General features: G+C 69.3%; 21 protein-coding genes. 7 read left to right on the top strand and 14 right to left on the bottom strand.

Annotated elements, in window-relative coordinates; all coding sequences use genetic code 11:
• Window positions 1–19: 19 nt before the first annotated feature.
• Entirely contained in the window at window positions 20–595 is a 576-nt protein-coding gene (gene rfbC / locus VGE49_RS13935) for a dTDP-4-dehydrorhamnose 3,5-epimerase (protein ID WP_331035140.1), read from the bottom strand.
• Between the two features lie 8 nt (window positions 596–603).
• On the bottom strand, window positions 604–1,578 hold the full coding sequence (locus tag VGE49_RS13930) for a cell wall hydrolase (protein ID WP_331035139.1): 975 nt from the start codon (window positions 1,576–1,578) through the stop codon (window positions 604–606).
• Between the two features lie 115 nt (window positions 1,579–1,693).
• Between VGE49_RS13930 and VGE49_RS13925 the strand changes: the two genes are divergently transcribed.
• Genes VGE49_RS13925 through VGE49_RS13915 form a run of 3 tightly spaced genes read left to right on the top strand, consistent with a single transcriptional unit; the run spans window position 1,694 to window position 4,401 of the window.
• Window positions 1,694–2,320, top strand: coding sequence for a prepilin-type N-terminal cleavage/methylation domain-containing protein (locus tag VGE49_RS13925; RefSeq protein WP_331035138.1), 627 nt, complete (start codon window positions 1,694–1,696; stop codon window positions 2,318–2,320).
• 4 nt (window positions 2,321–2,324) lie between these two features.
• Entirely contained in the window at window positions 2,325–3,350 is a 1,026-nt protein-coding gene (locus tag VGE49_RS13920) for a type II secretion system minor pseudopilin (RefSeq protein WP_331035137.1), read from the top strand.
• Complete coding sequence (locus tag VGE49_RS13915) at window positions 3,319–4,401, top strand: hypothetical protein (protein ID WP_331035136.1); 1,083 nt, start codon at window positions 3,319–3,321, stop codon at window positions 4,399–4,401. The genes VGE49_RS13920 and VGE49_RS13915 overlap by 32 nt, the downstream gene beginning before the upstream one ends.
• A 3-nt stretch (window positions 4,402–4,404) precedes the next feature.
• Here the strand turns inward: VGE49_RS13915 and VGE49_RS13910 are convergent, their stop codons facing one another.
• Together VGE49_RS13910 and gspG are read right to left on the bottom strand one after the other, a co-directional pair.
• On the bottom strand, window positions 4,405–4,869 hold the full coding sequence (locus VGE49_RS13910) for a pilus assembly FimT family protein (protein WP_331035135.1): 465 nt from the start codon (window positions 4,867–4,869) through the stop codon (window positions 4,405–4,407).
• Window positions 4,844–5,356, bottom strand: a complete 513-nt coding sequence (gene gspG / locus VGE49_RS13905; protein WP_331035134.1) for a type II secretion system major pseudopilin GspG — start codon at window positions 5,354–5,356, stop codon at window positions 4,844–4,846. The genes VGE49_RS13910 and gspG overlap by 26 nt, the downstream gene beginning before the upstream one ends.
• A 122-nt stretch (window positions 5,357–5,478) precedes the next feature.
• Between gspG and VGE49_RS13900 the strand changes: the two genes are divergently transcribed.
• From VGE49_RS13900 to VGE49_RS13890, 3 genes are read left to right on the top strand one after another with little or no spacing between them, the layout of a single operon-like run.
• Window positions 5,479–6,126, top strand: coding sequence for a hypothetical protein (locus VGE49_RS13900; protein ID WP_331035133.1), 648 nt, complete (start codon window positions 5,479–5,481; stop codon window positions 6,124–6,126).
• A complete protein-coding gene (locus tag VGE49_RS13895) occupies window positions 6,123–6,590 on the top strand; it encodes a hypothetical protein (protein WP_331035132.1) in 468 nt (155 codons plus the stop codon). The genes VGE49_RS13900 and VGE49_RS13895 overlap by 4 nt, the downstream gene beginning before the upstream one ends.
• Before the next feature lie 17 nt (window positions 6,591–6,607).
• Window positions 6,608–8,989 carry a secretin N-terminal domain-containing protein gene (locus VGE49_RS13890; protein WP_331035131.1) on the top strand — a complete coding sequence of 794 codons (2,382 nt, stop codon included), beginning with the start codon at window positions 6,608–6,610 and terminating at the stop codon, window positions 8,987–8,989.
• Between the two features lie 4 nt (window positions 8,990–8,993).
• Here VGE49_RS13890 and VGE49_RS13885 read toward each other — a convergent pair whose 3' ends face one another.
• The 7 genes from VGE49_RS13885 to VGE49_RS13855 form a co-directional block, all read right to left on the bottom strand.
• Window positions 8,994–9,419 carry a type IV pilus modification PilV family protein gene (locus tag VGE49_RS13885; RefSeq protein ID WP_331035130.1) on the bottom strand — a complete coding sequence of 142 codons (426 nt, stop codon included), beginning with the start codon at window positions 9,417–9,419 and terminating at the stop codon, window positions 8,994–8,996.
• Window positions 9,419–10,627 carry a type II secretion system F family protein gene (locus VGE49_RS13880; protein WP_331035129.1) on the bottom strand — a complete coding sequence of 403 codons (1,209 nt, stop codon included), beginning with the start codon at window positions 10,625–10,627 and terminating at the stop codon, window positions 9,419–9,421. The genes VGE49_RS13885 and VGE49_RS13880 overlap by 1 nt, the downstream gene beginning before the upstream one ends.
• Window positions 10,628–11,305: a class I SAM-dependent methyltransferase gene (locus tag VGE49_RS13875; RefSeq protein ID WP_331035128.1), complete on the bottom strand. Its 678-nt coding sequence runs from the start codon at window positions 11,303–11,305 to the stop codon at window positions 10,628–10,630.
• A complete protein-coding gene (locus tag VGE49_RS13870) occupies window positions 11,295–13,043 on the bottom strand; it encodes a GspE/PulE family protein (protein ID WP_331035127.1) in 1,749 nt (582 codons plus the stop codon). Before VGE49_RS13870 ends, VGE49_RS13875 begins: the two co-directional genes overlap by 11 nt.
• Window positions 13,044–13,082: 39 nt before the next feature.
• Window positions 13,083–13,343: a hypothetical protein gene (locus VGE49_RS13865; RefSeq protein ID WP_331035126.1), complete on the bottom strand. Its 261-nt coding sequence runs from the start codon at window positions 13,341–13,343 to the stop codon at window positions 13,083–13,085.
• A gap of 115 nt (window positions 13,344–13,458) precedes the next feature.
• Window positions 13,459–14,841, bottom strand: a complete 1,383-nt coding sequence (locus VGE49_RS13860; protein WP_331035125.1) for a hypothetical protein — start codon at window positions 14,839–14,841, stop codon at window positions 13,459–13,461.
• Window positions 14,842–15,071: 230 nt separating this feature from the next.
• Window positions 15,072–16,640: a methyltransferase regulatory domain-containing protein gene (locus VGE49_RS13855; RefSeq protein WP_331035124.1), complete on the bottom strand. Its 1,569-nt coding sequence runs from the start codon at window positions 16,638–16,640 to the stop codon at window positions 15,072–15,074.
• A 93-nt stretch (window positions 16,641–16,733) separates the two neighbouring features.
• Between VGE49_RS13855 and VGE49_RS13850 the strand changes: the two genes are divergently transcribed.
• On the top strand, window positions 16,734–17,453 hold the full coding sequence (locus VGE49_RS13850) for a class I SAM-dependent methyltransferase (protein ID WP_331035123.1): 720 nt from the start codon (window positions 16,734–16,736) through the stop codon (window positions 17,451–17,453).
• An 18-nt stretch (window positions 17,454–17,471) separates the two neighbouring features.
• On the opposite strand, the gene rfbA is transcribed toward VGE49_RS13850, so the two are convergent.
• Genes rfbA through VGE49_RS13835 form a run of 3 tightly spaced genes read right to left on the bottom strand, consistent with a single transcriptional unit; the run spans window position 17,472 to window position 21,735 of the window.
• The gene (gene rfbA, locus VGE49_RS13845) at window positions 17,472–18,344 is read right to left on the bottom strand and encodes a glucose-1-phosphate thymidylyltransferase RfbA (RefSeq protein ID WP_331035122.1); all 873 of its coding nucleotides are present in this window, start codon (window positions 18,342–18,344) and stop codon (window positions 17,472–17,474) included.
• The gene (rfbD, locus tag VGE49_RS13840) at window positions 18,341–19,240 is read right to left on the bottom strand and encodes a dTDP-4-dehydrorhamnose reductase (protein ID WP_331035121.1); all 900 of its coding nucleotides are present in this window, start codon (window positions 19,238–19,240) and stop codon (window positions 18,341–18,343) included. Before rfbD ends, rfbA begins: the two co-directional genes overlap by 4 nt.
• Entirely contained in the window at window positions 19,237–21,735 is a 2,499-nt protein-coding gene (locus VGE49_RS13835; RefSeq protein ID WP_331035120.1) for a glycosyltransferase family 2 protein, read from the bottom strand. Before VGE49_RS13835 ends, rfbD begins: the two co-directional genes overlap by 4 nt.
• Between the last annotated feature and the right edge of the window lie 48 nt (window positions 21,736–21,783).

The raw sequence follows: 21,783 nt of genomic DNA, 5'->3' as shown, positions 1-21,783 counted from the left end.
TCAGCCGCCGATGGAACGGCTAGCCGCTAATCCGGCCCAGGTCCACGACCGACAGGGTCATGGGCGCCTCGCCGACGAAGGGCGTGTCCAGATCGCGCAGACGCGGCCAGCGGCGGTCACGGTCGGTCAGGACCGCCTCGGTCGCCTTCACCGGCCAGGCGATGTTCAGGTCCGGATCATCCCAGGCCAGCCCCGCCTCATGCGCGGGGGCATAGGGGGCCGAGACCTTGTAGACCACCTCGGTCCCCGGCTGCAGGGTGACGAAGCCGTGGGCGAAACAGGGCGGCACGAACAGCTGATCGCCGCTGTCCGCCGTCAACTCGACCGCGTGATGCTTGCCGAAGGTGGGCGAGCCGGCGCGCAGGTCCACCACCACGTCCAGGACGGCGCCGCGCACGCAGCGCACCAGCTTGGCCTGGGCGTAAGGCGGACGCTGGAAATGCAGGCCGCGGATCACGCCGGCGGTTTCCGAGCGCGAATGATTGTCCTGCACGAAGTCGCAGTCGATTCCGGCGGCCGTGAAGCGCGCCCGCGACCATGTCTCGGAAAACCAGCCCCGATCGTCCCCGTGGCGCGGGGTCCGCAGCAGGATCACGCCGCCCGTCACGACCCCGCCGGAGCCGAAGGTTCGCTCGACGCCGCCTGGGCCGTCATCAGCGTATAGGCCCGGTCCAGCGCCTCGTTGCGCACGAACAGCAGGCCGCCGCGGGCCGGTTCGCGTTCCCGCTCATAGGCGCCGGGATTGGTCCCGCCGTTCAGCGGCGCGCCATAAAAGATGTGCGCCCCGATCTGGCGCACCCGCGCCAGCCGCTGGCCCCAGGACGGGCGAACGTAGTTGGCGTGGTAGTTGACCGAGTTCTTGGGCAACTGGCTGGCCGAGCGGCCCTCGTAGACCTCGCGGGCGATGCGCTCGGCGCGGGCCCAGGCCACCGGATTGACCGCGCGCCGCCCGATCGAGCCGTCGCAGGTGAAGGTGAACTGGCAGGTGCGGCTGTTGCGCTGATAGACGACCTCGCAGACCCGCTTGGGATAGGCGCGGTGACGCGAACGGTTCAGCACCACCTCGGCGACCGCCGCCTGACCCGCTTCGCTCTCGTTGCGCGCCTCGTAATAGATGGCCTGGGTCAGGCATTCGAGGTCGTTGTCCGGCACGCGCGGCGGCGTCTTCAGATCCAGATAGGGCGGCGTATAGCCGGCCCGGCGCACGGACGGCGCAGCGCCCGCATTCACCGGCGGCGGGGCGAAGCTCGAGCTCGGCTCGGCGCGGGCCGGCGTCGCGGCGACGCGCACGCTCGGCGCGGGACGACGAGTCTCTGCCCGGCGGCGCTGAGCGGCGGGCGGAGCGTCGGTCAGGCGCACGCCCTTGCCGTCCTTGATCATGGTCTGCAGGCGCGCGTTCAGACGGGCCCGGCGATCATGGTCGCTTTCAATCGGCGCCTCGACGACGGCGGGCGCATAGGCGGGGATCGGCTTGACCGCGCCGGGTTCGGCCTGGGCGAAGCGGGCATGATTGGCCAGGCCCGCCCAGACGGCGCACCCCACTCCCCCCGCGATCAGCACCGAGACGACGCCGCGCATCGCTCCCCCCCAAAAACTACGCGATCTGCATACCAGCCGGGACGGTAAGCGCCAAGCTGAGGCGTAGCTTCGCCCGATTGGCAGGCGCGCCCTGAAGCCCTATCAAGGCCCTGTCATGCAGACCGCCCGCCGCGCCGGCTTTTCCCTGATCGAAGCCCTGGTCGTCCTGGCGATCGGCGGCATGGCGCTGGCCGTCATCTTCTCGATCGGGATCAAGGCCGGCGACACGGGTTTCTCGCTGGGGCGGCGCGCCATGTCGGTCGCCGACGCCGACGTGGCGATCAGCGACCTGCGCGCCATCATCCGCAGCCTCAGCCTGCGCCCGCCCGCCACCATCGTCGAAGGCGTGGATCAGCCCATCGTGGCCGGACCGGATCGACTGGAGGCCGACGCCGTCATGGAGCGGGCCACCGGCTGCGCGCCCCAGGGTTGGGCCGGGCGACTGATCCTGACCATCGAGACCGAAGGCGCGGAACGGGTCGTCATGTGCCAGGCAGGGCCGCGCAAGACCCCGATTCTGACCCTGCCGCGCGGTTCGGCCGCCGCCGCCTTCTCCTATTCCCCTGACGGCGCGACCTGGACCCCGTCGTTCGAGACGCCGCGCGGCGCGCCCGTCAACATGGAGAGCTTCCGCAGCCAGAGCCTGTGGGTGCGCCTGAACGGCGGACCGAAGATGGATGTCGTGGACCTGGCCTATTCCGGCCAGCCCGCCCTGTGGATGCGGCCCAGTGCGGAGTTCTAGAATCGTGCGTCGCGACGGCTTCGCCCTGCCCGCCGTCCTGGCTGTGACAGGGGTGGTGACGCTGATCTTCCTGGTGGCCATCACGGCCCTGGCCAGCCTGACGGCCGAGGCGGCGTCTGCGCGGGCGCGGGTGCGCTTCCTGCAGCGGGCGCTGAGCGCCGAGGCCAGCCTGTCCTACATGGCCGCCACCGAGCCGATGCGGGCCTATGGCTTCGCGGTCAACGACGTGCGCGGCTTCATGGACCTGGGCCAGACTGAGCCGCCGCCCAACCTGTCCGGCGCGACGGTCGAGCCGGTCCGCCTGGATGGCCGGGCCTATCTGATGGATGTGGACGGGCCTCTGGTGGTGCGGATGCGCGACCAGGCGGGCATGATCAACATGGCCATGCTCTACGGCCAGCCCTATGAGCGGTTGATGGAGCGGATCGGCGTGGACGCCGGCCTGCGCCAGGAGATGATCGCCCGCTATCAGGACTACGTCGACACCGACGACCTGAAGCAGCCGAACGGGGCCGAGCGTCGCGACTATCCCGACGGCGGGCCCGCGAATCGCCGCCTGATGCGGCCCGCCGAATGGCTGTCGATCCTCGGCGCGCGCGAGGCGGTCGAAAAGCGAAGCTGGCGGGAGCTGCGCGACGATCTGGCCGCCGACCCCATGTCCGCCGCGATCAACGTCAACACCGCCAGCCCGGCCGTGCTCGGCATCCTGTTCGGCCTGAGCGAGGACCAGGCCCAGGCCCTGATCCGGGCGCGCGAGCAGGCGCCCCTGATGTCCGCGACCGATATCGCCGATGTGACGGGAATGCCGTTCGGCGAGGATTTCGAGCGCATCTACACCTATCCGGCGGGCGTGACCGTGATCACTATCCGCGACACCCGGTCGGCCTGGACCTATCGGGCGCGTTTGTCGCTGACGCCTTCCGGCCTTGAGCAACCGCTCTGGATCGATCAGACTGAACTGACAGAGGCCCCTCGCCGGGCCGTGGCCGACACATCCGATGCAACTCGACTTCCTTACGCCCCGCGTTGAGCGGCTCAGCGCCGACGGCGCGATCGACGTCGTCCACCCCGGCGGCGCCCTGGGTCGCGTGCTGCGTCGGCCCGTCCTGCTGCTGGCGCGCGACCTGTGCGCTTTCGGCCTGTTCCAGACCGCCGCCCTGCCGCGCGGTCGTCGGCGTCAGGCCGCCGTCCTGCACGCCCGCGTGGCCGCGCCCTACGTCCGGTCCGGGTCGGCCATGAGCAAGGCCGGCGACGACTTCGGCGTCTGGTGGTGGGACGCGGACCGCGTCGACGCCCTGCTGGCGCCCCGCGCCGCGCCCGCTCGCCCCGTCGTCAGCCCCGAGACCCTGGCCCAGCCGCGCGGCGACGCCTGGCGCATCGTCCGGTTGAAGACGGGCTATGAGGCCCAGCTGTGGCGCGGCAAGGCCCTGGTCGCCTCGGCCTGGCGTCGCGAACGTTACGACGTCGCCGCCTGGTCCGCCTTCGTGCGGCTGCAGCGCGCCGCCGAGACCGCGCCGGAGAACCCGCCCGCGCCCGCCGCCCTGCCCATCGCCTTCGACAACCGCGACGCCTTCGCCCTGGCCCCGGTCGAACTGACGCGCGAACAGACGGCCCTGCTGGTCGGCGGCGGCGCGGCCTTCGCCTCGCTCTGCTTCGGGGCCTTCCTGTTCGGCCAGGGCCATCAGCTGTCCAAGGACACGGATCGCGTCGAGGCCGAGACGGCTGAAATCCGCGCCGCCACGCCGCGCGCCGCCGCCGTGCGCAACCTGGACGCCAGCCAGAAGAAGCTGATCGCCTATCGCCGCATCGAGGAACAGACCAGCCCGCTGAGCGCCGCCGGCGCCGCCATCGGCATTCTGGCCCTCCACGAACTGACGCCGACCTCGCTGAACGCGGAAGCCGAAACCCTGAGCTTCGTCCTGCCCTACGCCGCGATCGACAAGGTCGCGCCTCTGGTCGAGGAGTTGGAAAGCTCGGGCTATTTCCACGACGTCCAGCCGCGCACCGACGGCACGTCCCAGACCCTGACGTTGGAGATGAAGGTGCGCGAGGCGGCGCCGCCGCTGACGCCCGAACCCTGAGCCTTAGGAGGCCCCGCGCCCCTTGGCCGGTGCGTCCTGCAAACGAATGAAGCGGCAGGTTCCGTCATCGGTGCGCAGGGTCATGACCACCCGGTCCTGATTGATCAGGTTGGCGCTGACGCTTGAGCAGCCGCCGCCCTCGGCTATGTCCAGGGCCGGCGCCAGCGTGTAGCGCCACGGCGCGCGCAGCTCCAGCAGACGGTCGCCCTCGGTTTTCGGCATGGACGGATCGACGATCCGCAGCGGTTCGCCCGTGCGGTTCGCCTCGTGGCGCAGGTCGGACACCTGGCGCTGAAACTCGAAGAAGACGGCGTGCGACGTGGTCTGATCCAGCATCCGCGCCGTGGACGGCATGATGATGGCGGTGCTCAGGGCGAAAATCGCCAGCACCACCAGCACCTCGATCAGGGTGTAGCCGCCCCGGGTCCGGAGCGGCGCGGGATCAGCGGGCCTGATCGGAGCTGACATCGGCGTTGGCGCCCTGGCCGCCTTCGGCGCCGTCGGCGCCGTAGCTGATGACGCGGGCGCGGTTGTCCGGCGCCACGTCGCCCGCGGCGGGCGCGGCCGGCGCGACGTAGATGTAGGGGCGCGCCCAGGGATCGGACGGCAGGGCCTTGTCCAGATAGGGGCCGGACCAGCCGGGCACGGTTTCGGCGTTGGCCTGCATCAGCAGCCCCAGGCCTTCCTGCTCGGTCGGCAGGCGGCCGATATCCAGACGCATGGTCTCCAGCGCGGCTTCCAGCGACCGGATCTGCAGGCGGGCGGTCTGGGTCTTGGACTTGTCCAGTTGCGCGAACAGGCGCGGTCCGACGACCGCCGCGATCAGGGCGATGATCGACAGGACGACAAGGATCTCGAGCAGGCTGTAGCCTTCGCGCGCCTTGCGGCTACGCTGATGCGACGAAGCAACGATCAGCGAAAAACGGTGACGGAGACGGGAACGGTCGCGGTGCATCAAACGATCGCCTTGGATTTCTAAGCTGTTATGGGCTTTTAACGGTTGCTATAGCTCACCGCTCTTGGGGGGTCGATGCGAAATGCAGGCCCGAGCGCCGCAACACTGACACGGGACGCATCTTGCAGGGTTTCTTCGCTGACATGGTCGCTTCGACGCGCGCGTCGATCGAGACGTTGAAGGACCGGCTGCGTCGCACCACGACGCGCGAGCGCATCCTGCTGGGCGGACTGGTGCTGGGCGCCGCCGTCTATGCGCCCGTGGCCGCGCTGGACTGGCGCACGGCCCAGGCCGACCGCTACATCGACGCCCTGACCGAACAATCGACCGCCCGCCTGACCGCCAACGCCGCCCGCCGCGTCGCCGCCGGCGCCGCCGACCGTCTGGCCCTGGAAGACATGAACGGCTGGGGCTTCGAGGCGGCCAACCCCGCCGTGGCCCAGGTGCTGATCGAGCAGCGCCTGCTGGAGACCGCGACCGCGACCGGCCTGCCCAATCCGCGCATCACCACCAACGCCAAGATCGAGGCCTTCGGCCCGACCCAGTGGCTGGAGGCCGAGGTCCAGTCGGACCTGCGCTGGGGCCCGGCCTTCGCCTTCCTGGACAAGCTTGGCGAGTGGCCCGAGGGCTTCCGCGTGACGGCCTTCCGTTATGAGGTCACGCCGCCCAATCCCCTGCTGGTCGGCGCCGAAGCCCCGCCGCCCAGCGGCAAGCTGCGCATCGGCCTGGCGTTCCCCGTGCGGATCGCCAACCCGGGAGCCGCGTCGTGAAGCGGCTGTTGTGGCTGATCCCGCCGCTGGCGCTGTCGCTGGCCTATTTGATCGGCGGCGCCTATCCCGGCCGCCCGGAAGAACCGCCCGCCGTGGTGCGGGGCCAGGCGGCGCGCTCGGGACCTATCGTCCGTCCAGGCGAAGGCGCCGTGGGGGCCGTGGCCTTCCTGAAGACGCTGCGCTCCGATCCGCCCCCGCCGCCGCCACCGCCGCCCCCTCCGCCGCCCCCGCCTCCTCCTCCGCCGCCTGACGTGGCTGTGACCTTCAGGGCGGCGCTGCGCGGGGTCGAGCGCGACCCGGCCACGGGCCGCCAGCGCGTTCTGGTCAGCGACGCCTCGGGCGGCGTCTCGACCCTCAGCGAAGGCGGCCGTTACGGCGACGGCTGGCGCATCAGAAACATTTCGGCGGAAGCCGTGACCCTGGCCAAGGGACGCGAGACGCGCGTCATCCGGGTGTTCGGTTGAGTATCGAGGAAAATGGCATGACGACCCTGACCCCCCGCCCTGCCGCGACCGTTCTGCGCCGTGCGGGTCTGCGCGCCGCCGTCTGTCTGGCGCCCATGTTCATCCTGGCGGGCTGCGCCGCCTTCCCGGAAATGAACACCATGGTGTCGCGCCCCGACACGCGGGTCGAGGGCGCGTCGCAGGACGGCCTGATCGGCGGCGGCGTCAATGTGGATCGCGGATCGCGCGGCCCGGCCGGCGCCACGACCCTGGCCGTTCCGGGCCCCGCCGCGCCCGCAGGTCCGACCCGCCTGCCCGCGACGCCCGAGCAGATCGCGGCCCTGGTCTCGGACGAGACGGTGGACGCCAATCTGTCGCCCCAGTCGATCCCGCAGTTCGCCGCCACGGTCTTCGGCGGCGTTCTGAAAGTGCCCTTCACCCTCGCCCCTGACGTCGCCACCCGCACCGAGGTCATCGCCGGCGGCAGCGGCGGTCCGATCACCAAGCGCGCCCTGTTCGCCCTGACGCAGCAGGCGCTGAAACAATACGGCGTCGAGGTCTATGTCGACGCCGGCTTCGTCACCGTGGGCGCGACGCCGCAGGGCGGCTCGGGCGTCGAGGTCAACCGTAGCCGCACCCCCTCGACCACGGCGGGCCGCGTAGTGCAATTCTATACGGTCCAGACCATCGAGGTGAACGCTCTGCAGAGCCTGCTGCAGGACCTCTACCCCAACCTCGCCGGCGCCCGGATCACGCCCGACCAGCTGAACAACAGCCTGATCATCTCCGGCTCGGGTCGCGAAGTGGCCCAGGTGGTCCGCGCCCTGCGCGAGATCGACCAGCCGCGCTTCGCCGGCGCCGAGGTCTTGCGCATTGAACCCTCGTTCTGGGCCACCGACGCCCTGGCCGGCGCCCTGGAGCAGGTGCTGACGACTGAGGGCTACATTGTTTCGCGTCAGGCCCCGGCAGGCCGCGCCCTGGTCATTCTGTCCTTCCCGACCGCAAACCAGATCCTGATCTTCGGTCGCGATCCCGAGGTCATGGCCCGCGCCCGCTACTGGGCCGAGACCATGGATCAGCCCGCCGCCCTCGGCGACAAGGCCTCGACCTTCGTCTACCAGGTCAAGAACACCGACGCGGCTTCGCTGGGCCAGTTGGCCATGGGCCAGGCCCCGACGACGGCCCAGGCGCGTCCGCCCGTCGGCGTGCCCGGCACGCCTCCGGCCCAGATCGCAGGGGCGAACGGCGCAACGGGCTCGATCGGCTCGCAAGCGGGCGCCGCGCTCCAGGGTGGCGCCGCGCCAGTCAGCCAGGGCGGCCAGTTCATGAACGGCAGAGTGCTGACCGATCCGATCGGCAACCGCATCATCTTCACCGGCACAGCCACCGAGTTCGCCCAGTTGCGCGCTCTGCTGACGACGCTGGACACGCCCGCCCCCCAGGTGGTGATCGAGGTGATGATCGCCGAGGTCACGCTGACCGACAACACCAACCTGGGCGTCCAGTTGTTCGGCAGGGAGGTCCACGGCGACGGCGTCCTCAGCGGCGGCACCGAAGGGATCAAGATCGGCGGCGGCGGCCTGTTGCTGGCGTTCAACGGCCCTGACCTCCGGGCCAGCCTGAACGCCCAGGCCTCCAACAACCGCGTCAACATCCTGCAGCGTCCGCAACTGGTCGCTCGCAGCGGCGGCACCGCCCGCTTCCAGGTCGGCACCGACGTGCCGATCATCACCTCGCAACGCGCGACCAATGTTCAGGTCGGCGGCGACAGCGACATCCTGCAGAGCGTCCAGTACCGCCAGACCGGCGTCATCCTGGACCTGCAACCCGTGGTCTATGGCGACCGGGTCGACATCACCATCAGCCAGGAAATCTCCGAAGTTGGCAAGTCGACCAACTCCGCCATCGCCAGCCCGCCGATCCTGAACCGCAGCCTGACCACCCAGATCGCCATAACCGACGGCTGGACCGGGGTTCTGGGCGGCCTGATCAGCAACAACTACGCCAAGGTCAACGACGGCATCCCCTTCTTGAAAGATGTCCCCGTGATCGGCTCGGCCTTCCAGAACAATTCGGTGACGGGCGCCCGCACTGAACTGCTGATCCTGATCACCCCGCACGTTCTGCGCGGCGACGAGGACATGGCCGACTACGCCGAGCGTTACGCCAGCGATATGAACGCCGCCTTCCGCACCGGCCGCGGCTGGTCCTATACGCTGACGCCTTTCAACGTCGGTTTCGGGGTGCGAGGCGTCGGCTTCGACCTGCCGTCGCCGAACCGGCCGTCGGATCGTCGCGCGGCCGAGGCGCCGAGCGCGGCCGTTCAGGCGCCCGTCCAGGCTCCGAGCGCAGCTCCTGCTGCGCCTGCGACCGACCCGGCCGTCGCGGTCACGCCGCCCGCCGAACCGGCCGCTGACTGAGGCTTCAACCTTCGAACGACTGCAGTCGCCGCCAGCCCATCCGGTCGAACACCAGGGGCGCCGAGGGCCGCCCCTGCGCCCGCTCGACGCCGACGGTGACGCGATACAACTGAACCTCGAAGACGCCGTCGCCCGCCGGGAAGCCGGCGTTGACGCGGCGCTCGCTCCTGGGTTCCGCCGACCACACGACGGTGTCGCCGCCGGGCAGTTCGATCCGCCCCTGCGGCTGCTGCATGGGATTCAGGTTGCGGGTCAGGGCCAGGGCGTTCTCCTGGGCCGCCACCTGCTCGATGGCCAGGGCCGCGCGTTGCTGGCTGCGGGCCATCTGGATCTGCAGCTCGAAGATGGCCATCAGCGTCATGGCGGCGATCGCCAGGGCCACCAGTGCCTCGATCAGGCTGAAACCGTCGCGCCCCCGCGAGGCCTTCATCAGACGACGCCCTCGTAGACGCTCGACAGGGCCAGAACCAGCGACAGGGCCACGAAGCCGACGACGATGGAGATGATGCCGATGGCCATCGGCTCCAGCAGGGCCGTCATCCGCTTCATCCGGTCGCGCAGCCGCGCCTCGTAGTTGTCGGCCATGAAACCGAACATGGCCCCGATGGCCCCCGACTTCTGGCCCGCGCGCAGCAGACTGAGGTCCATGGCCTCCAGCCTGGTGTGGGCGCCGAGCGAAGCGTCCAGCGTCATGCCGGCGCGCAGGTCGCTGTCCAGCAGGTCCAGCCCCTGACGGAAAGGGCCGATCGGCACCGCCGCCCGCGCCAGCGCCGCCGCCGACAACAGGGGCACGCCGTTGTTCAGCGCAAAGGCCGTCAGCCGCGCCCAGGAGGCGATCTCGCGCGCCTGGATCACCGCTCCCACGACCGGCAGGCCGTGAGCGACGGTATAGGCCCGCTCGCGGAAGGCCTTGTTCGTCACGATGAAGAAGATGGCTCCGACCAGCAGGAGCGCGCCTATGCCGACCACGCCCAGGTTGGCGTTGGCGAACTCGCCCGTCTCCAGCACCCAGCGCGACATGGCCGGGATGTTCTCGCGATCGTCGCCGATCATGGTGGCGAAGCGCGGCACCACCTGGGTGAAGATGAAGCCGATGGCGGCCACGCCCGCAAAGCCGAGGAAGCCCGGATAGGTCATGGCGTTGGCGAAGTCGCGCTGCAGCCGGTCCTCGTAGGCCATCTGCTCGGCGGCCTCCTTCAGCACGTCGGCGATGCGGCCCGAGGCCTCGCCCACGCGAGCCATGGCGTAGACATAGTCGGGGAAGCCGGGGACGTGCTCCTCCAGCGCGTCGCCCAGCGAATCGCCGCGCCGCAGGGCGCCGATGGCGGCCTGGAACTGGCGCTTGCCCTTGCGGGCCTGCATGCCCTGGGCGACCGTATCCAGGGCTTCCAGCAGGGAGACGCCGGCCTCCAGCATCAGAGCCATCTGACGCAGCACCAGCACCCGCTCGCCGGTGCGCAGGCCCCGTTCGCGGCCCTCGGCTTTGGCGGCGGCGGCGGGCTTGATGCGGACGACCGTCAAGCCGTCAGCGGCCAGGCGGCGCATGGCCACGGCCTCGTCGGCGGCGCCGATCAGGCCCTTGACCATCCGCCCGTCGCGACCGGCGGCCTCATACTGGAAGGTCAGTTGGTCGGTCATCTACAGGCGTCGGAAGCAGGCCATGCGCTGGCCGCGCGGGTGATCCCAGTCGCCGATCGGCTCGAAGGCCCACAGCGTGGGATCGACCGTCCAGACCAGGTCGCTCAGACGGTAATGATAGGGGTCCTGATAGTCGTAGGTGGTGATCCCGCCGCCCGGCTGGGCCAGGGGCGCGAACAGGTCCTGCCCGTCAAGGCACTCGAAATAGGTGGCGAAGAAGCGCCCGCCCCGGGCCATGTGCGGCGCCAGATTGTGCAGGCAGCGGCGCAGGTGGTTCAGCGGCAGGTGGGTGAAGACCGACTGGGCGATGGCGACATCCATCGGCTGGTTCAGGAAGTCGAAGCTGAAGTCGGCGTTGACGCCGAAATGGCTCCACGGCGTCTTGGCGCGACCGGCCTCGTCCAGTTCCTGCTCGTATCCGGCGCGGATCAGGGATTCGTTGAGATCCGAACCGAAGTAGCGATCGGCGTCGAGATAGGCGACCGCCCGCGCGCCGAGCCGCAGCGAACCGCAACCGACGTCCAGCAGGCGGTGGCCGGGGCGCATTCCCTGAGCAATCAGGAAGCGCATCTGCAGGTCGCCGATCTCGTCCCACAGACCGCCGATGATCTCGCGGTGACGGCCGTCGCGCACGCCGTCGCCGACGGCGTCCTGATCGTAATAGCCGCTATGGGACACTGGACGCTCCTTCGGCTCCGGCGATTCGATAGACTTCGGACAGGGCCGTCTCGCCGCGCAGCGCCTTCAGGAAGCCGTCGTCGGCGAAGCTGAGGAAGCCCTCTGCGCGCGCGGCGGCGGTCAGTTGATCCTCGTCGGCCGAGGCGCGCATGCCGGCGATGATGGCGGGCGACATGGGGGCCAGTTCATAGACGCCGACCCGGCCGCGGAAGCCGCTGCCGCCGCACCTGGCGCAGCCGACGGGTTCGCGCCAGGCGGCGGGTTCGCGCTTGGCGACAGCGCGCAGATGGGCGGGGATGGCCATGTCGTGGATCTTGGCCTCGGCGGCGGTCGACGGGCGTGCGCAGTCGTCGCACAGGCGACGGATCAGGCGCTGGCCCGCCACGCCGCGCATGACGTCGGCCAGCAGATAGTCCTCGATGCCCAGGTCCAGCAGACGCGGGATGGCGGCCAGGGCCGTATTGGTGTGGACGGTCGAGATGACCATGTGGCCGGTCAGGGCGGCCTGGACGGCGATTCGCGCCGTCTCGGGATCGCGGATTTCGCCGATCATGATGACGTCCGGGTCCTGACGCAGGATGGAGCGCAGGCCGGCGGCGAAGGTCAGGCCGATCTCGGCGCGCACCCGCACCTGGATGACGCCCGGCAGGTCCAGTTCGACCGGGTCCTCGACGGTGATGATCTTGCGCTCGCCGTCGTTCAGGTGGGTCAGCAGGCGATAGATGGTGGTGGTCTTGCCCGAGCCGGTCGGGCCGGTGATCAGGAAGACGCCGTTGGGGTGTTCGGCCAGACGCAGGAAGCCGGCTTCCTGTTCGGGGCTGACGCCCAGTTCGGACAGCTGCGGTAGGCGGCTGGTCTTGCCCAGCAGACGCAGGACGATGGATTCGCCCCAGGAGCACGGCAGGGTCGAGACGCGCAAATCCACCTCTTGCCCCGAGACGCGGATCGACTGACGGCCGTCCTGCGGCAGGCGGCGCTCGCCGATGTCCATGCCGCTGAGCAGCTTGATGCGCGAGCAGACGGCGTCGAAGTTGGACCGAGGGGCGCTGCGGGCCGTGGTCAGGACGCCGTCGATCCGCATACGGACCAGGAAGCGGTCCTCATAGGGTTCGACGTGAACGTCGGAGGCCCGGCGCGTCAGGGCCTCGGCGAAGACGGCGTTGACGAAGTCGATGGTCGGCGCTTCCTGCGCCAGTTCGCGCAGGCGGGCGGCGTCGGCGCCGGCTCCGCCGATCCCGGCGTCCAGCGCCGGAGCGTGGTCGCGGCTGAGGTCCTCGGTCAGGGCCTCGATCAGCGAGCGTTGGGCCAGCAGGAAGACGACGGGCTCGGCCGTCGCCTGGCCGATTCGTTCGGCCAGGGCCGGGTCCATCGGCTGGACGGCGGCGCAGAGAATGCGCGAATCGGCCCCCTCCCCGTCGCGCCAGGCCACGGCCTCGCGCTCGGCCCACCAGCCCAGGGGCGAGCGGATCTCGTCGAGGAAGGTCGAGACGCGCTCGGGCGCGGGGCCGTCCTCGGGCAGGAGCACCGGCAGGCCCAGCTGTTCGGACAGGACGTCGAGAAGCTGGGCTTCCGACAGGGCGCCGAGGCGCACCAGATTCAGCCCGATCAGACCGCCGTTCTGCGCCTGCAGCGACAGGGCGTTGGCGATGTCGGCGGGGCGCACCAGGCCGCGCTCGACCAGCACCTCGCCCAGGCGATGCCGAGCGGGGGCGAGATGGGCGGCGGCGGTCTGGCTCACGCGGGGATGCTCCGACGACGGAAGGGGGCGGCGAGCGCCTTAGCCCTGAAGCTCGGGGATCAGACCCAGGACGACCGAGCGCATGTTGGTCGCCGTCGGCGACATGGTGCGCAGGAAGTTGATCGTGTTCCCGGCCGCGCCGCCCAGGTTGAAGGTGGCCTTGTTGAAACGGCAGTTGTCAAAGCCGGGGGGCACGCCGCCGTCATAGTTCAGGATCGCGTCGTTGAAGTCGACGTTGATGAAGATGTTGTCGTCCAGCGTGACGGCGCCGGTCAGGGTTTGATCTTTGAATTCGGCCACGGGGCTCTCCGACGGAAACAGATCCGAGTGATAGCCGCTCATCCCCCTGTGGCGCAAAAGAAAAGGGGAGGGCGTGAGCCCTCCCCTTCCCTGTCTGAGACTAAGACGGTTGGTCTTAGTTTTGCGGCTCTGCGCCCGTGGCCGAACGGCCCAGCGAGACTTCCGACAGAGCGCCGTTGACGGTGCTCTGAACGAAGCGGCGGACGATCAGGTCCGACGGCTGGCCTTCGACGGTGACGCGGATGTCGCCGCGGCCGAAGTCGGCGCCCAGGGTGGTTTGCAGCGAGGCCGAGGTCAGGACCAGTTCACCGCCCTTGGCGATCGAGGCGGCGACCGGCACCAGAGCGGTGCTGGCGGGAACGCCCTTCGAGCTGGTCAGCAGTTCGATCGAGACCGGGCCGGTGTCGGCGGCGCCGATGTTCGACAGACGGACGACCGAGTTGCTGGTCGAGGTCGTGGCCAGAGCGCCCGAGGCGACCCACGGCAGCAGGTAGGAAGCGCCTTCGCGGGTGATCGACTGGATCGGGGTGGCGGCGACGGTCAGGGCCGAGGCCTTGTAGCCGGCAGCCGTCAGGTCAGCAGCGATCGTGTAGGTCGAAGCCTTGATGACCGGGGCAGCGCCCTTCTCAACAGCGCCGATCGTGTGGACGGCAGCGCCGCCAGCGACGGCAGCCGTAGCCGTGCCGCTGCCGGCAGTGGCTTCAGCGAAGGTCACCGGGCCGCTGGCCACGATGTCGATCGTCGAGAAGTCGCCCTTGGCGGTCAGCTTGGTGGCGGTGATGTCACCAGCGGCGGTGACCTGGGTCACGTCGTTGATGCCCTTGGCGTAGGCGGTCACGCCAACGGTCACGGTGCCCAGAGCTTTGTCAGCGGTCAGCGACTTGAACTTCGAGACCAGCGTGGCGTAGGTCGGAACGGTGTCGGCGGCGATGGCGACCGAGATGGCGTTCTTGAAGTCGATCAGGTTGGTCTTGGTGGCCGAGACGTAGGTCGAGGCCAGGCCGCCGTCGATCGGGGTGCCCAGCTCGGTCTTCAGGCCGGCTTCAAAGTTCACAGCCGTGTTGGTGCCGTCCAGCTTGGTCGGCAGCACGAAGTGCAGCGGCACAGCGTTGGTGCAGCCGCCCAGCGACGACACGAGGAAGGTCACGGTCTTGTCGCCGGCAGCGCCGCCCGACGAAACAGTGGTGGTCGGGGCGCAAGCGCCGTTGGTGACAACAGCGCCGGCGGTCACAGCGGTGCCGAAGGTGGCGCCGCCGACCAGGTTGACGGTCAGCAGGGCGTTGCCGGTGGGCAGGATGGCGCCAGCCGAAGGCGTCAGAACCAGGCCGGTCGAACCCGACAGGGCGGCGCCCTTGATGTCGAAGTCGTTAGCCAGGACGACCGGAGCCTTGACGGTGGCGGCGCCGACGGTGCCGGCCGACAGCGTGCCGGCGTTAGCGCCGCCAGCGACGGCGATGGTGGTCAGCGCGACGGCGCTGAGCAGGGTTTGTTTCTTCATGGGATCCCCCAAAAGGTCCAAAAACAGCCAGATTGCAGTCAAGAGGCGAATTCAGCTGACCGCATTACGCTGCCCGCCTGCTCCTCAGACCTTCGCTTCATGAACTGCGATTGCAGATCAGTCAACCACTGCCTGAGGGTTGATTTGCTGTGATTTTGAGACAGTTGCGAAAACGTCGCTCTTAACGAGCCGTTCATATTCGGCAACCTTCGCCGTATAGAACAACGTCGTCACTTGTGTCGAGACTGTGTTCGCAATTCGTTAACCCGAACACCGAGATTTCTAAGCAGAGGCCACTGCTTTTCCAGGAACACCTGAGCCGCTCGGGTCAGTTCCTCAAGGTTTTCCTCTAGCGTGTCCAAAGCTTTGCCGTCACGGGTCATGCGGCGCCCCTCGCCCGCCAGAACAGGCCAGACCTTTTCTGCAATGGCCTGAGGCGTCGTCGCGCCCGCCCGAATGGCCCCCATCATCAGCAGGGCGATACGGTCGGCCGTCATCCCGCCCCCGGTGATCGGCGACGCCAGGCATGTGACCGCCTCGCCATAGCGCGCCCGCTCCACCACCGCGGCGTTGATGCGAGTCGCGCCGGGCGCGGAGGCCGCTACCGCCGCCTCTGTTTGAGCCGGGGCCAGCTTGTTCAGACTGATCAGCACCATGATCGCTTGCAGCACCTGCAAGGGTTGAACGCCAAAGCTCGCCAGGGCGGCGTTGAGATCGGAGATCAGATGCGGCTTGTTGTCACCCAGGACTTCCAGCAACGGCTTATAGACCGCCTCCTGAAGCGTGACTTCCCGCCCGCCCAAGGTCGCCGTCAGGGTCACTTCCGACTTCGGGACGGTCAGAATCACCCGCTGCGCGCCCAGAACCTCCAGCCCCTTGGCCGCCGGCAGACGTTCGCCGCCCTTGATCCAGATGTCGCGGCGGAACTGCTGATTGACCAGATAGTCGCGCGTCTGCTGGGTCAGCACCTCGTTGGGGGCCGCCTCCATGAGCGCCGCCTGCTCGGGCGTCATCCAGATCTCGTCCAGCAGGTCGGCGTAGTTGGCCGAGCAGGCGAAGCTGAGTTTGGCCGTCGACATCGCTTCGGCGATCTCGGTGAAATACATCGGCCGCCAGTCCTGATTGAAGTATTCATGAGCCAGATAGCGGCGATCCATGCCCTTCAAGGCTTCAAATCGAGTCTCGATCTGCGGGTTCATCGCCAGATAGCCCGGCTTGCTGGCGAACAGCTTGGCCACGTGCTCCAGCGCAGCCTCCACCTTGGAGACGCTGTCGAGCGCAGGGGGCGACATATGCCGCGCGTGCTGGACGAAAAGTTCGCGCATCGGCATGGCCGCGGCCCAGCCCGGCAGGGTGTTGTAGCTGACGTAGACCACGCCGCCCACGCGCAGCTTGCGCCGCAGGAAGTCGACGATCAGGGCGCGGTTCTCGTCCGAGATCCAGCTCCAGATGCCGTGCAGGGCGATGAAGTCGAAGTCCGGCAGATCGTCGCGCGCGAAGAACTCCGCGAAGCTCTCATCCGTCAGGTGCGCGTCAGACCCGGCCTCGGCGACCAGGCCCTGGGCGAAGGCGGCTTGCGACGGCAGGAAGTCGTTGCCGTACCATTTGATCCCGCCCTCGGCGGCGGCGTGGATATTGACCGAGACCCCCTGGCCGAACCCCAGCTCGCAGGCGTTGCGAATGTTCGGAAGGGCGTAACCGGCGTTCAGAAGCGCCAACGACAGGCGAACCGGGTTCAGTTCGGCGTAGTATTGGCTGCTATAGCCGATGTCGGCCACATAGCCTGCGGTCCAGTCCATTCGATCGCTCCCCTGACGTCGTTTGCATCCCAGCCGTTACCCGCTAAGGCAGCCGTTGAAAACAGCAGCGGCCCCGCCGGGGATGGAAAACCGATGAACGTGCGCGACTTCAGCAATGAGCAAGCCCTGGACCTGCCGCCGGGCGCGGGCCACTACCGCAGCTTCGTCGGGCCGGCCTACCGCTACGACCTGATCGGCGGGTCGCAGTTCTCGCTGCTGTTCATGCTGGGGATGCGCGAGCACCACAGGCTGCTGGACTTCGGCTGCGGCTCGCTGCGGCTGGGGCGGATGGCCATCCCCTATCTCTCCGCCGGCAAGTATTTCGGCGTCGAGCCCGAAGCCTGGCTGATCGCCGACGGGCTGGCGCGCGAGATCGGTCGCGACGTTCTAGAGGTGAAGCGTCCGCGCTTTGACTACAACACCGACTATCGCACCGACGTCTTCGGCGAGACCTTCGACTTCATCATCGCCCAGTCCATCTTCTCGCACACCGGCGAAGAGGCGACGGCGATCGCGCTGAAGTCCTTCGCCGGCTCGCTGAGCGACACGGGCCTTGTGGTCGCCAACTGGCTGATCGGCGAGGAGACGGCGGAGCTGGCGCCCGAGAACTGCGGCTGGGTCTATCCCGAATGCGTGCCCTTCGCCCGCGAACGCGTCGAGCGGCTGGCCGCCGAGGCGGGGCTGGCGGCGCGCTTCTGCCCCTGGCCGCACGGCGGCGGCCTGAGCTGGTTCGTGCTGGCGCGCTCGGTCGAGGTCCTGCCGTCGGAAGACGAGCTGGCGCGTCTGGCCGTGCCGCCGCTGGAACGGCCCTGAAGCGTGTGAGGGCGGCGCCTAGAGCCCGCCCTCGACCAGGCCGCGCAGATAGCGGCCGTAGTCATTGCCGCCCATCGTCGCCGCCAGCCGCTCCAGCTGGCCGGCGTCGATGAAGCCCTGACGCCAGGCGATCTCTTCGGGACAGGCGATCTTGACGCCCTGGCGCTGCTCCAGCGTTCGCACGAACTGGGCCGCGTCGATCAGGCTGTCGGGGGTGCCGGTGTCCAGCCAGGCGTAGCCCCGGCCCATGCGCTCGACCGACAGCTGGCCGCGCTCCAGATAGGCGCGGTTGACGTCGGTGATCTCCAGCTCGCCGCGCGCCGAGGGGGTCAGATTCGCCGCGATGTCGACCACCTGTTCGTCATAGACATAGAGGCCGGTGACGGCCCAGTTGGAGCGCGGCTGCGCCGGCTTCTCTTCCAGCGAGCGCGCCCGGCCCTCGGCGTCGAACTCGACCACGCCGTACCGGCCCGGATCATTGACGTGATAGGCGAAGACCGTGGCCCCCGAGGGGCGGGCGAAGGCGGCGGCGAACAGGTCGGTCGCGCCGTGGCCGTAGAAGATGTTGTCGCCCAGGATCAGGGCCGACGGCCCGCCCGCCACGAAGTCGGCCCCGATGACATAGGCCTGGGCCAGGCCCTCGGGCCGGGGCTGCTCGGCGTAGGCGATCGAGACGCCCCACTGGCCGCCGTCGCCCAGCAGGGTCTCGAAGGCGGGCCGGTCGTGCGGCGTGGTGATCAGCAGGATGTCGCGCACCCCCGCCAGCATCAGGGTGGTCAGCGGGTAGTAGATCAGCGGCTTGTCGTAGACCGGCATCAGTTGCTTGGAGACCGCCGTCGTCATCGGGTGCAGCCGCGAACCCGTGCCGCCCGCCAGGATGATCCCCTTCATCGCTTCGCCCCCGCGCTCTCGGCCGCCCAGTCGGCGATCCGCTCCCGCCAACCGGGCAGGACCATTCCAAAGTCGCGCGCGAAGGCCGCGCTATCAAGCCGGGAATCCTGCGGCCGCCGCGCCGGGCTCGGCCAGTCGTTGCTGGCGATGGCGGTCACGGGCGGCGCCGTCACGCCGCTCAGGCGCGCCCAGGCCTCGACCGCCGCTCGGGCGATCTGATGCCAGGTCGCCGCGTCGGCTCCCGCCACATGATAGAGCCGCTGCGGCGTCGGCCCCTGCGCCAGCCGCTCCGCCGCGGCGACGACGGCCCGCGCCAGGTCGTTCACATCGGTCGGATTGCCGACCTGATCCGCCACCACCCGCAGGGCCTCGCCCCGCGCCGCGCGCTTCAGGATGGCCTCGATGAAGGAGCCGCCCCGCCCGCCCAGCAGCCAGGCCGTGCGCAGCACCAGGGCCCGCGGATGCGCCTCCAGCACCCGCTGTTCCCCCTCCAGCTTGCTCGCGCCATAGACGTTCAAGGGCGCCGTCGCGTCGGTCTCGACATAGGGACGCCCCAGTTGTCCGTCGAAGACGAAGTCGGTCGAGACATGGATCAGATCGGCGCCCGTCTCGACCGCGGCTTCGGCCAGATGGCCCGCCCCCGCCGCGTTGACCGCGAAAGCGGCCGCCCGTTCGCTCTCGGCCAGATCCACGCCGGTGAAGGCGGCGGCGTTGACGATCAGCGCGGGCTTATGGCGCCCGACCCAGGCCGTGACCGCCTCGGCGTTCGTGACGTCCAGTTCGGCGCGTCCGACCGCGACCGGCGCCCAGCCCCGGGGCCAGGCCGCCGCTGTCAGGGCGCGCGCCAGACGGCCCCGCCCCCCGGCGATCAGGACGCGCCGTTCGCCGGAGGTCACGGCAGGGGCCTGAGCCGGGTGAACGGCCGCGCCTCGCGATCAAAGCGATGATTGTAGAAGGGATCGGCGCCGAACTTCTGGCCCCAACGGCTCCACAACAGACGGCCGGAGGCCTCGGCCACCTTCAGCTTCTCGCCCTCGCGGCTGAAGCCCCGGGTCTTGGACTCCAGATGATAGAGGGCGACGTAGGGGTCATAGAGCACCTTCAAACCCTGGCTCTGGGCGCGCATGCACAGGTCCACGTCATTGCCTTCGACGGGGAAGTGCGCGGCGTCGAACCCGCCCAGCGCCTTGAACTTCTTCGTCTCCATCGCCAGACAGGCGCCGGTCACGGCCACCGTCCGGTGCAGCAGGGCGTGACGGCCCAGGTAGCCCGGATCATTGGATGCGGCCCCGACCCCGTCGTGGATCAGGAAGTTGGCCTCGCGCTCGCGCGCCACGAAGCCCGCGTGCTGGATCGTGCCGTCAGCGTAGAGCAGGCGCGCGCCGACGCAGGCCACGTCCGGCCGCTCGGCCTGGCTGGCCATCTCGTCCTGCCAGTCACGACTGATCACCACCGTGTCGTTGTTGAGGAAGACCAGGACCTCCCCGCGAGCCTGCTCCACCGCCAGATTGTTCATCAGGGCGAAGTTGAAACGGCCCTCGTAGCGAACGATGCGGGCCTGCCCTCCGGCGCTCAGTTCGGCCAGATAGGCCTGGGTCGCCCGGTCGTCGCTCTCGTGGTCGATAACGATCAGATCCAGTTCGGTCCGGTTGTCGGCGGCGGCGGCCAGGACGCTGTCCAGACAGGGCTTGAGCAGGTCCAGGGCGTTGCGGGTCGGGACGATGACGCTGACGGTCTTGCTAATCGGGCGACGCTTGACCCGTGCAGCCCCGGCGACGGTCGCGCCGAACAGATCGTCAGCCGGCGTCACTGACACGGCGGCGTCCGAAGCGAGCGCGGCGCCGACCCGCTCCACCCAGGCGCCGCCGTCGGTCGCCGCCGCCTGGCGCGCCGAAAACAGGATCGCAGGGGCGTGGGCGATGCGCCGGCCTTCAAGCGCCAGACCCAGGACGGCCGCGGCGGAAACCTCGGCGTTCAGGCTCAGCGGCGCGTCGTCGCCTCCCCGGAAGGCGATGCAGTCGCCGACGTAGGGCGTCTGGCACAGGAGATCGAGATCAAAGGCCGGCCGCAGCAGCGGCGTATGGCGTTGCGCAGTCGTCGCCTCCCCTCCCGGCTCCAGGTGATCGCCGTCGGCATAGGCCGCCGCCACCTCGGGATCGGCGAAGACGCCGGCGAAGACTGCGAGGGCTTCGGGCGCCAGGACGCCGCCGGCCGGCAGACTCAAGCAGAGGTCGAACTCGGCGACGGGGCCTTCGGGGTCAAAGGCGACGATCCGTTCGACGGGCCGCCCCGTCCAGGCCAGCCGCGTGCGCAGCGAGTGCAGATGCTGGCGGCCATGTTCGTCCAGCCCGCGCACCTCCAGCGTCCAGTCGTCGTAGGTTTGGGCCAGGATCGCCATGACGGCGTCCTCGACCTCGAAAGCCTCCGCGCCTTCGGCATGGAGCCGAACGAGGAAACGCGGTCGCCCATTGCCCGCCAGGAGGCCGGCGTCCGTCGTCCGACCATAGGTTTCCGCGTAGCGGGCGTAGTCCTGCAGCGGATAGCTCAGCCGGGTCACGACCTGAGGCAGGGCGGTCTGGATCCGCTCCAGCGCGTCGCGCAGATTGCGCAGTTCGAGCGCCAGGGCCTCATAGGACTCCGGATTGGACGGCGGCGCGGCGTGCTCGCCCGCGGTCAGGCGACGCCCGAACTCGGCGTCGCGGATTTCGACGAAGCGCCCGCCCGCCGCCAGCCGATCGCCTACAGGCAGTCGAAACCCCGCTCGCCCTTCGCCGCCGAACCGATCCTGCAATTCGCGACGGACCAGATCGGCTTGGCCGGCCGAGACGAAGCGTCCGTCGATCCAGACTTCGATTCTCAGGGGTTGATCGGGCGCGCCGCGATCCATGGCCCAGCCCTCGACCCAATCCCAGCCGATGTTCTCGATCTGAGCCTGGCGGCGGAACTGCGAGGCGTTTTCGACCAGATAGGTCAGGCCTTCCCAGGCCTCCGGCCAGAAGGGCCGGGTCGCGCTCAGGCCGACGACTTGCTGGAACACGGGATCGTTGAAGAGGGTCAGGTAGAAGGCCGGCCAGTAGTCCAGCGCCTCCAGAGCAACAGCGGCGTCCGCCGAGACCGGCATCCGCGACCGCGCCCAGCGCCGGACCGGCTCCGGCACGTCCCCAGCGTAAAAATCGGTGTCGGGGGGGCGGCGCTCGGAAAGCGGGGTCAGAACCCGATCGCGGAACTCGGGCCCCTCGAAGAAGACCGTCAGCAGGAAAGGCAGATCATGGGCCATGAAGCCGTCGATGGCAGCCTTGTCGGCCGGGCGGCCCAGAGCCAGCCCGTAGAGGCCTTCGACATCCTCACGCGACACCGCGCCGGATTGGGCCTGCTGAATCTCGTTCTCCATCGCCTGACGCCTTGTTCCCACGAAGCGCCCCGCTTAGCATCGGCGCGG

Origin of the sequence: Brevundimonas sp., from assembly GCF_036405315.1 — a bacterium.
GTDB lineage: Bacteria > Pseudomonadota > Alphaproteobacteria > Caulobacterales > Caulobacteraceae > Brevundimonas.
Note: the sequence above shows the minus strand (reverse complement) of the source record. Positions and strands in the feature narration are given on the sequence as shown.

What these genes read in the sequence shown, in the direction of transcription:
- VGE49_RS13930 (WP_331035139.1), bottom strand. Translation starts at nt 1,578, where the DNA reads ATGCGCGGCGTCGTCTCGGTGCTGATCGCGGGGGGAGTGGGGTGCGCC.
- VGE49_RS13925 (WP_331035138.1), top strand. Translation starts at nt 1,694, where the DNA reads ATGCAGACCGCCCGCCGCGCCGGCTTTTCCCTGATCGAAGCCCTGGTC.
- VGE49_RS13915 (WP_331035136.1), top strand. Translation starts at nt 3,319, where the DNA reads ATGCAACTCGACTTCCTTACGCCCCGCGTTGAGCGGCTCAGCGCCGAC.
- VGE49_RS13910 (WP_331035135.1), bottom strand. Translation starts at nt 4,869, where the DNA reads ATGTCAGCTCCGATCAGGCCCGCTGATCCCGCGCCGCTCCGGACCCGG.
- gspG (WP_331035134.1), bottom strand. Translation starts at nt 5,356, where the DNA reads ATGCACCGCGACCGTTCCCGTCTCCGTCACCGTTTTTCGCTGATCGTT.
- VGE49_RS13890 (WP_331035131.1), top strand. Translation starts at nt 6,608, where the DNA reads ATGACGACCCTGACCCCCCGCCCTGCCGCGACCGTTCTGCGCCGTGCG.
- VGE49_RS13885 (WP_331035130.1), bottom strand. Translation starts at nt 9,419, where the DNA reads ATGAAGGCCTCGCGGGGGCGCGACGGTTTCAGCCTGATCGAGGCACTG.
- VGE49_RS13880 (WP_331035129.1), bottom strand. Translation starts at nt 10,627, where the DNA reads ATGACCGACCAACTGACCTTCCAGTATGAGGCCGCCGGTCGCGACGGG.
- VGE49_RS13860 (WP_331035125.1), bottom strand. Translation starts at nt 14,841, where the DNA reads ATGAAGAAACAAACCCTGCTCAGCGCCGTCGCGCTGACCACCATCGCC.
- VGE49_RS13855 (WP_331035124.1), bottom strand. Translation starts at nt 16,640, where the DNA reads ATGGACTGGACCGCAGGCTATGTGGCCGACATCGGCTATAGCAGCCAA.
- VGE49_RS13850 (WP_331035123.1), top strand. Translation starts at nt 16,734, where the DNA reads ATGAACGTGCGCGACTTCAGCAATGAGCAAGCCCTGGACCTGCCGCCG.
- rfbA (WP_331035122.1), bottom strand. Translation starts at nt 18,344, where the DNA reads ATGAAGGGGATCATCCTGGCGGGCGGCACGGGTTCGCGGCTGCACCCG.
- VGE49_RS13835 (WP_331035120.1), bottom strand. Translation starts at nt 21,735, where the DNA reads ATGGAGAACGAGATTCAGCAGGCCCAATCCGGCGCGGTGTCGCGTGAG.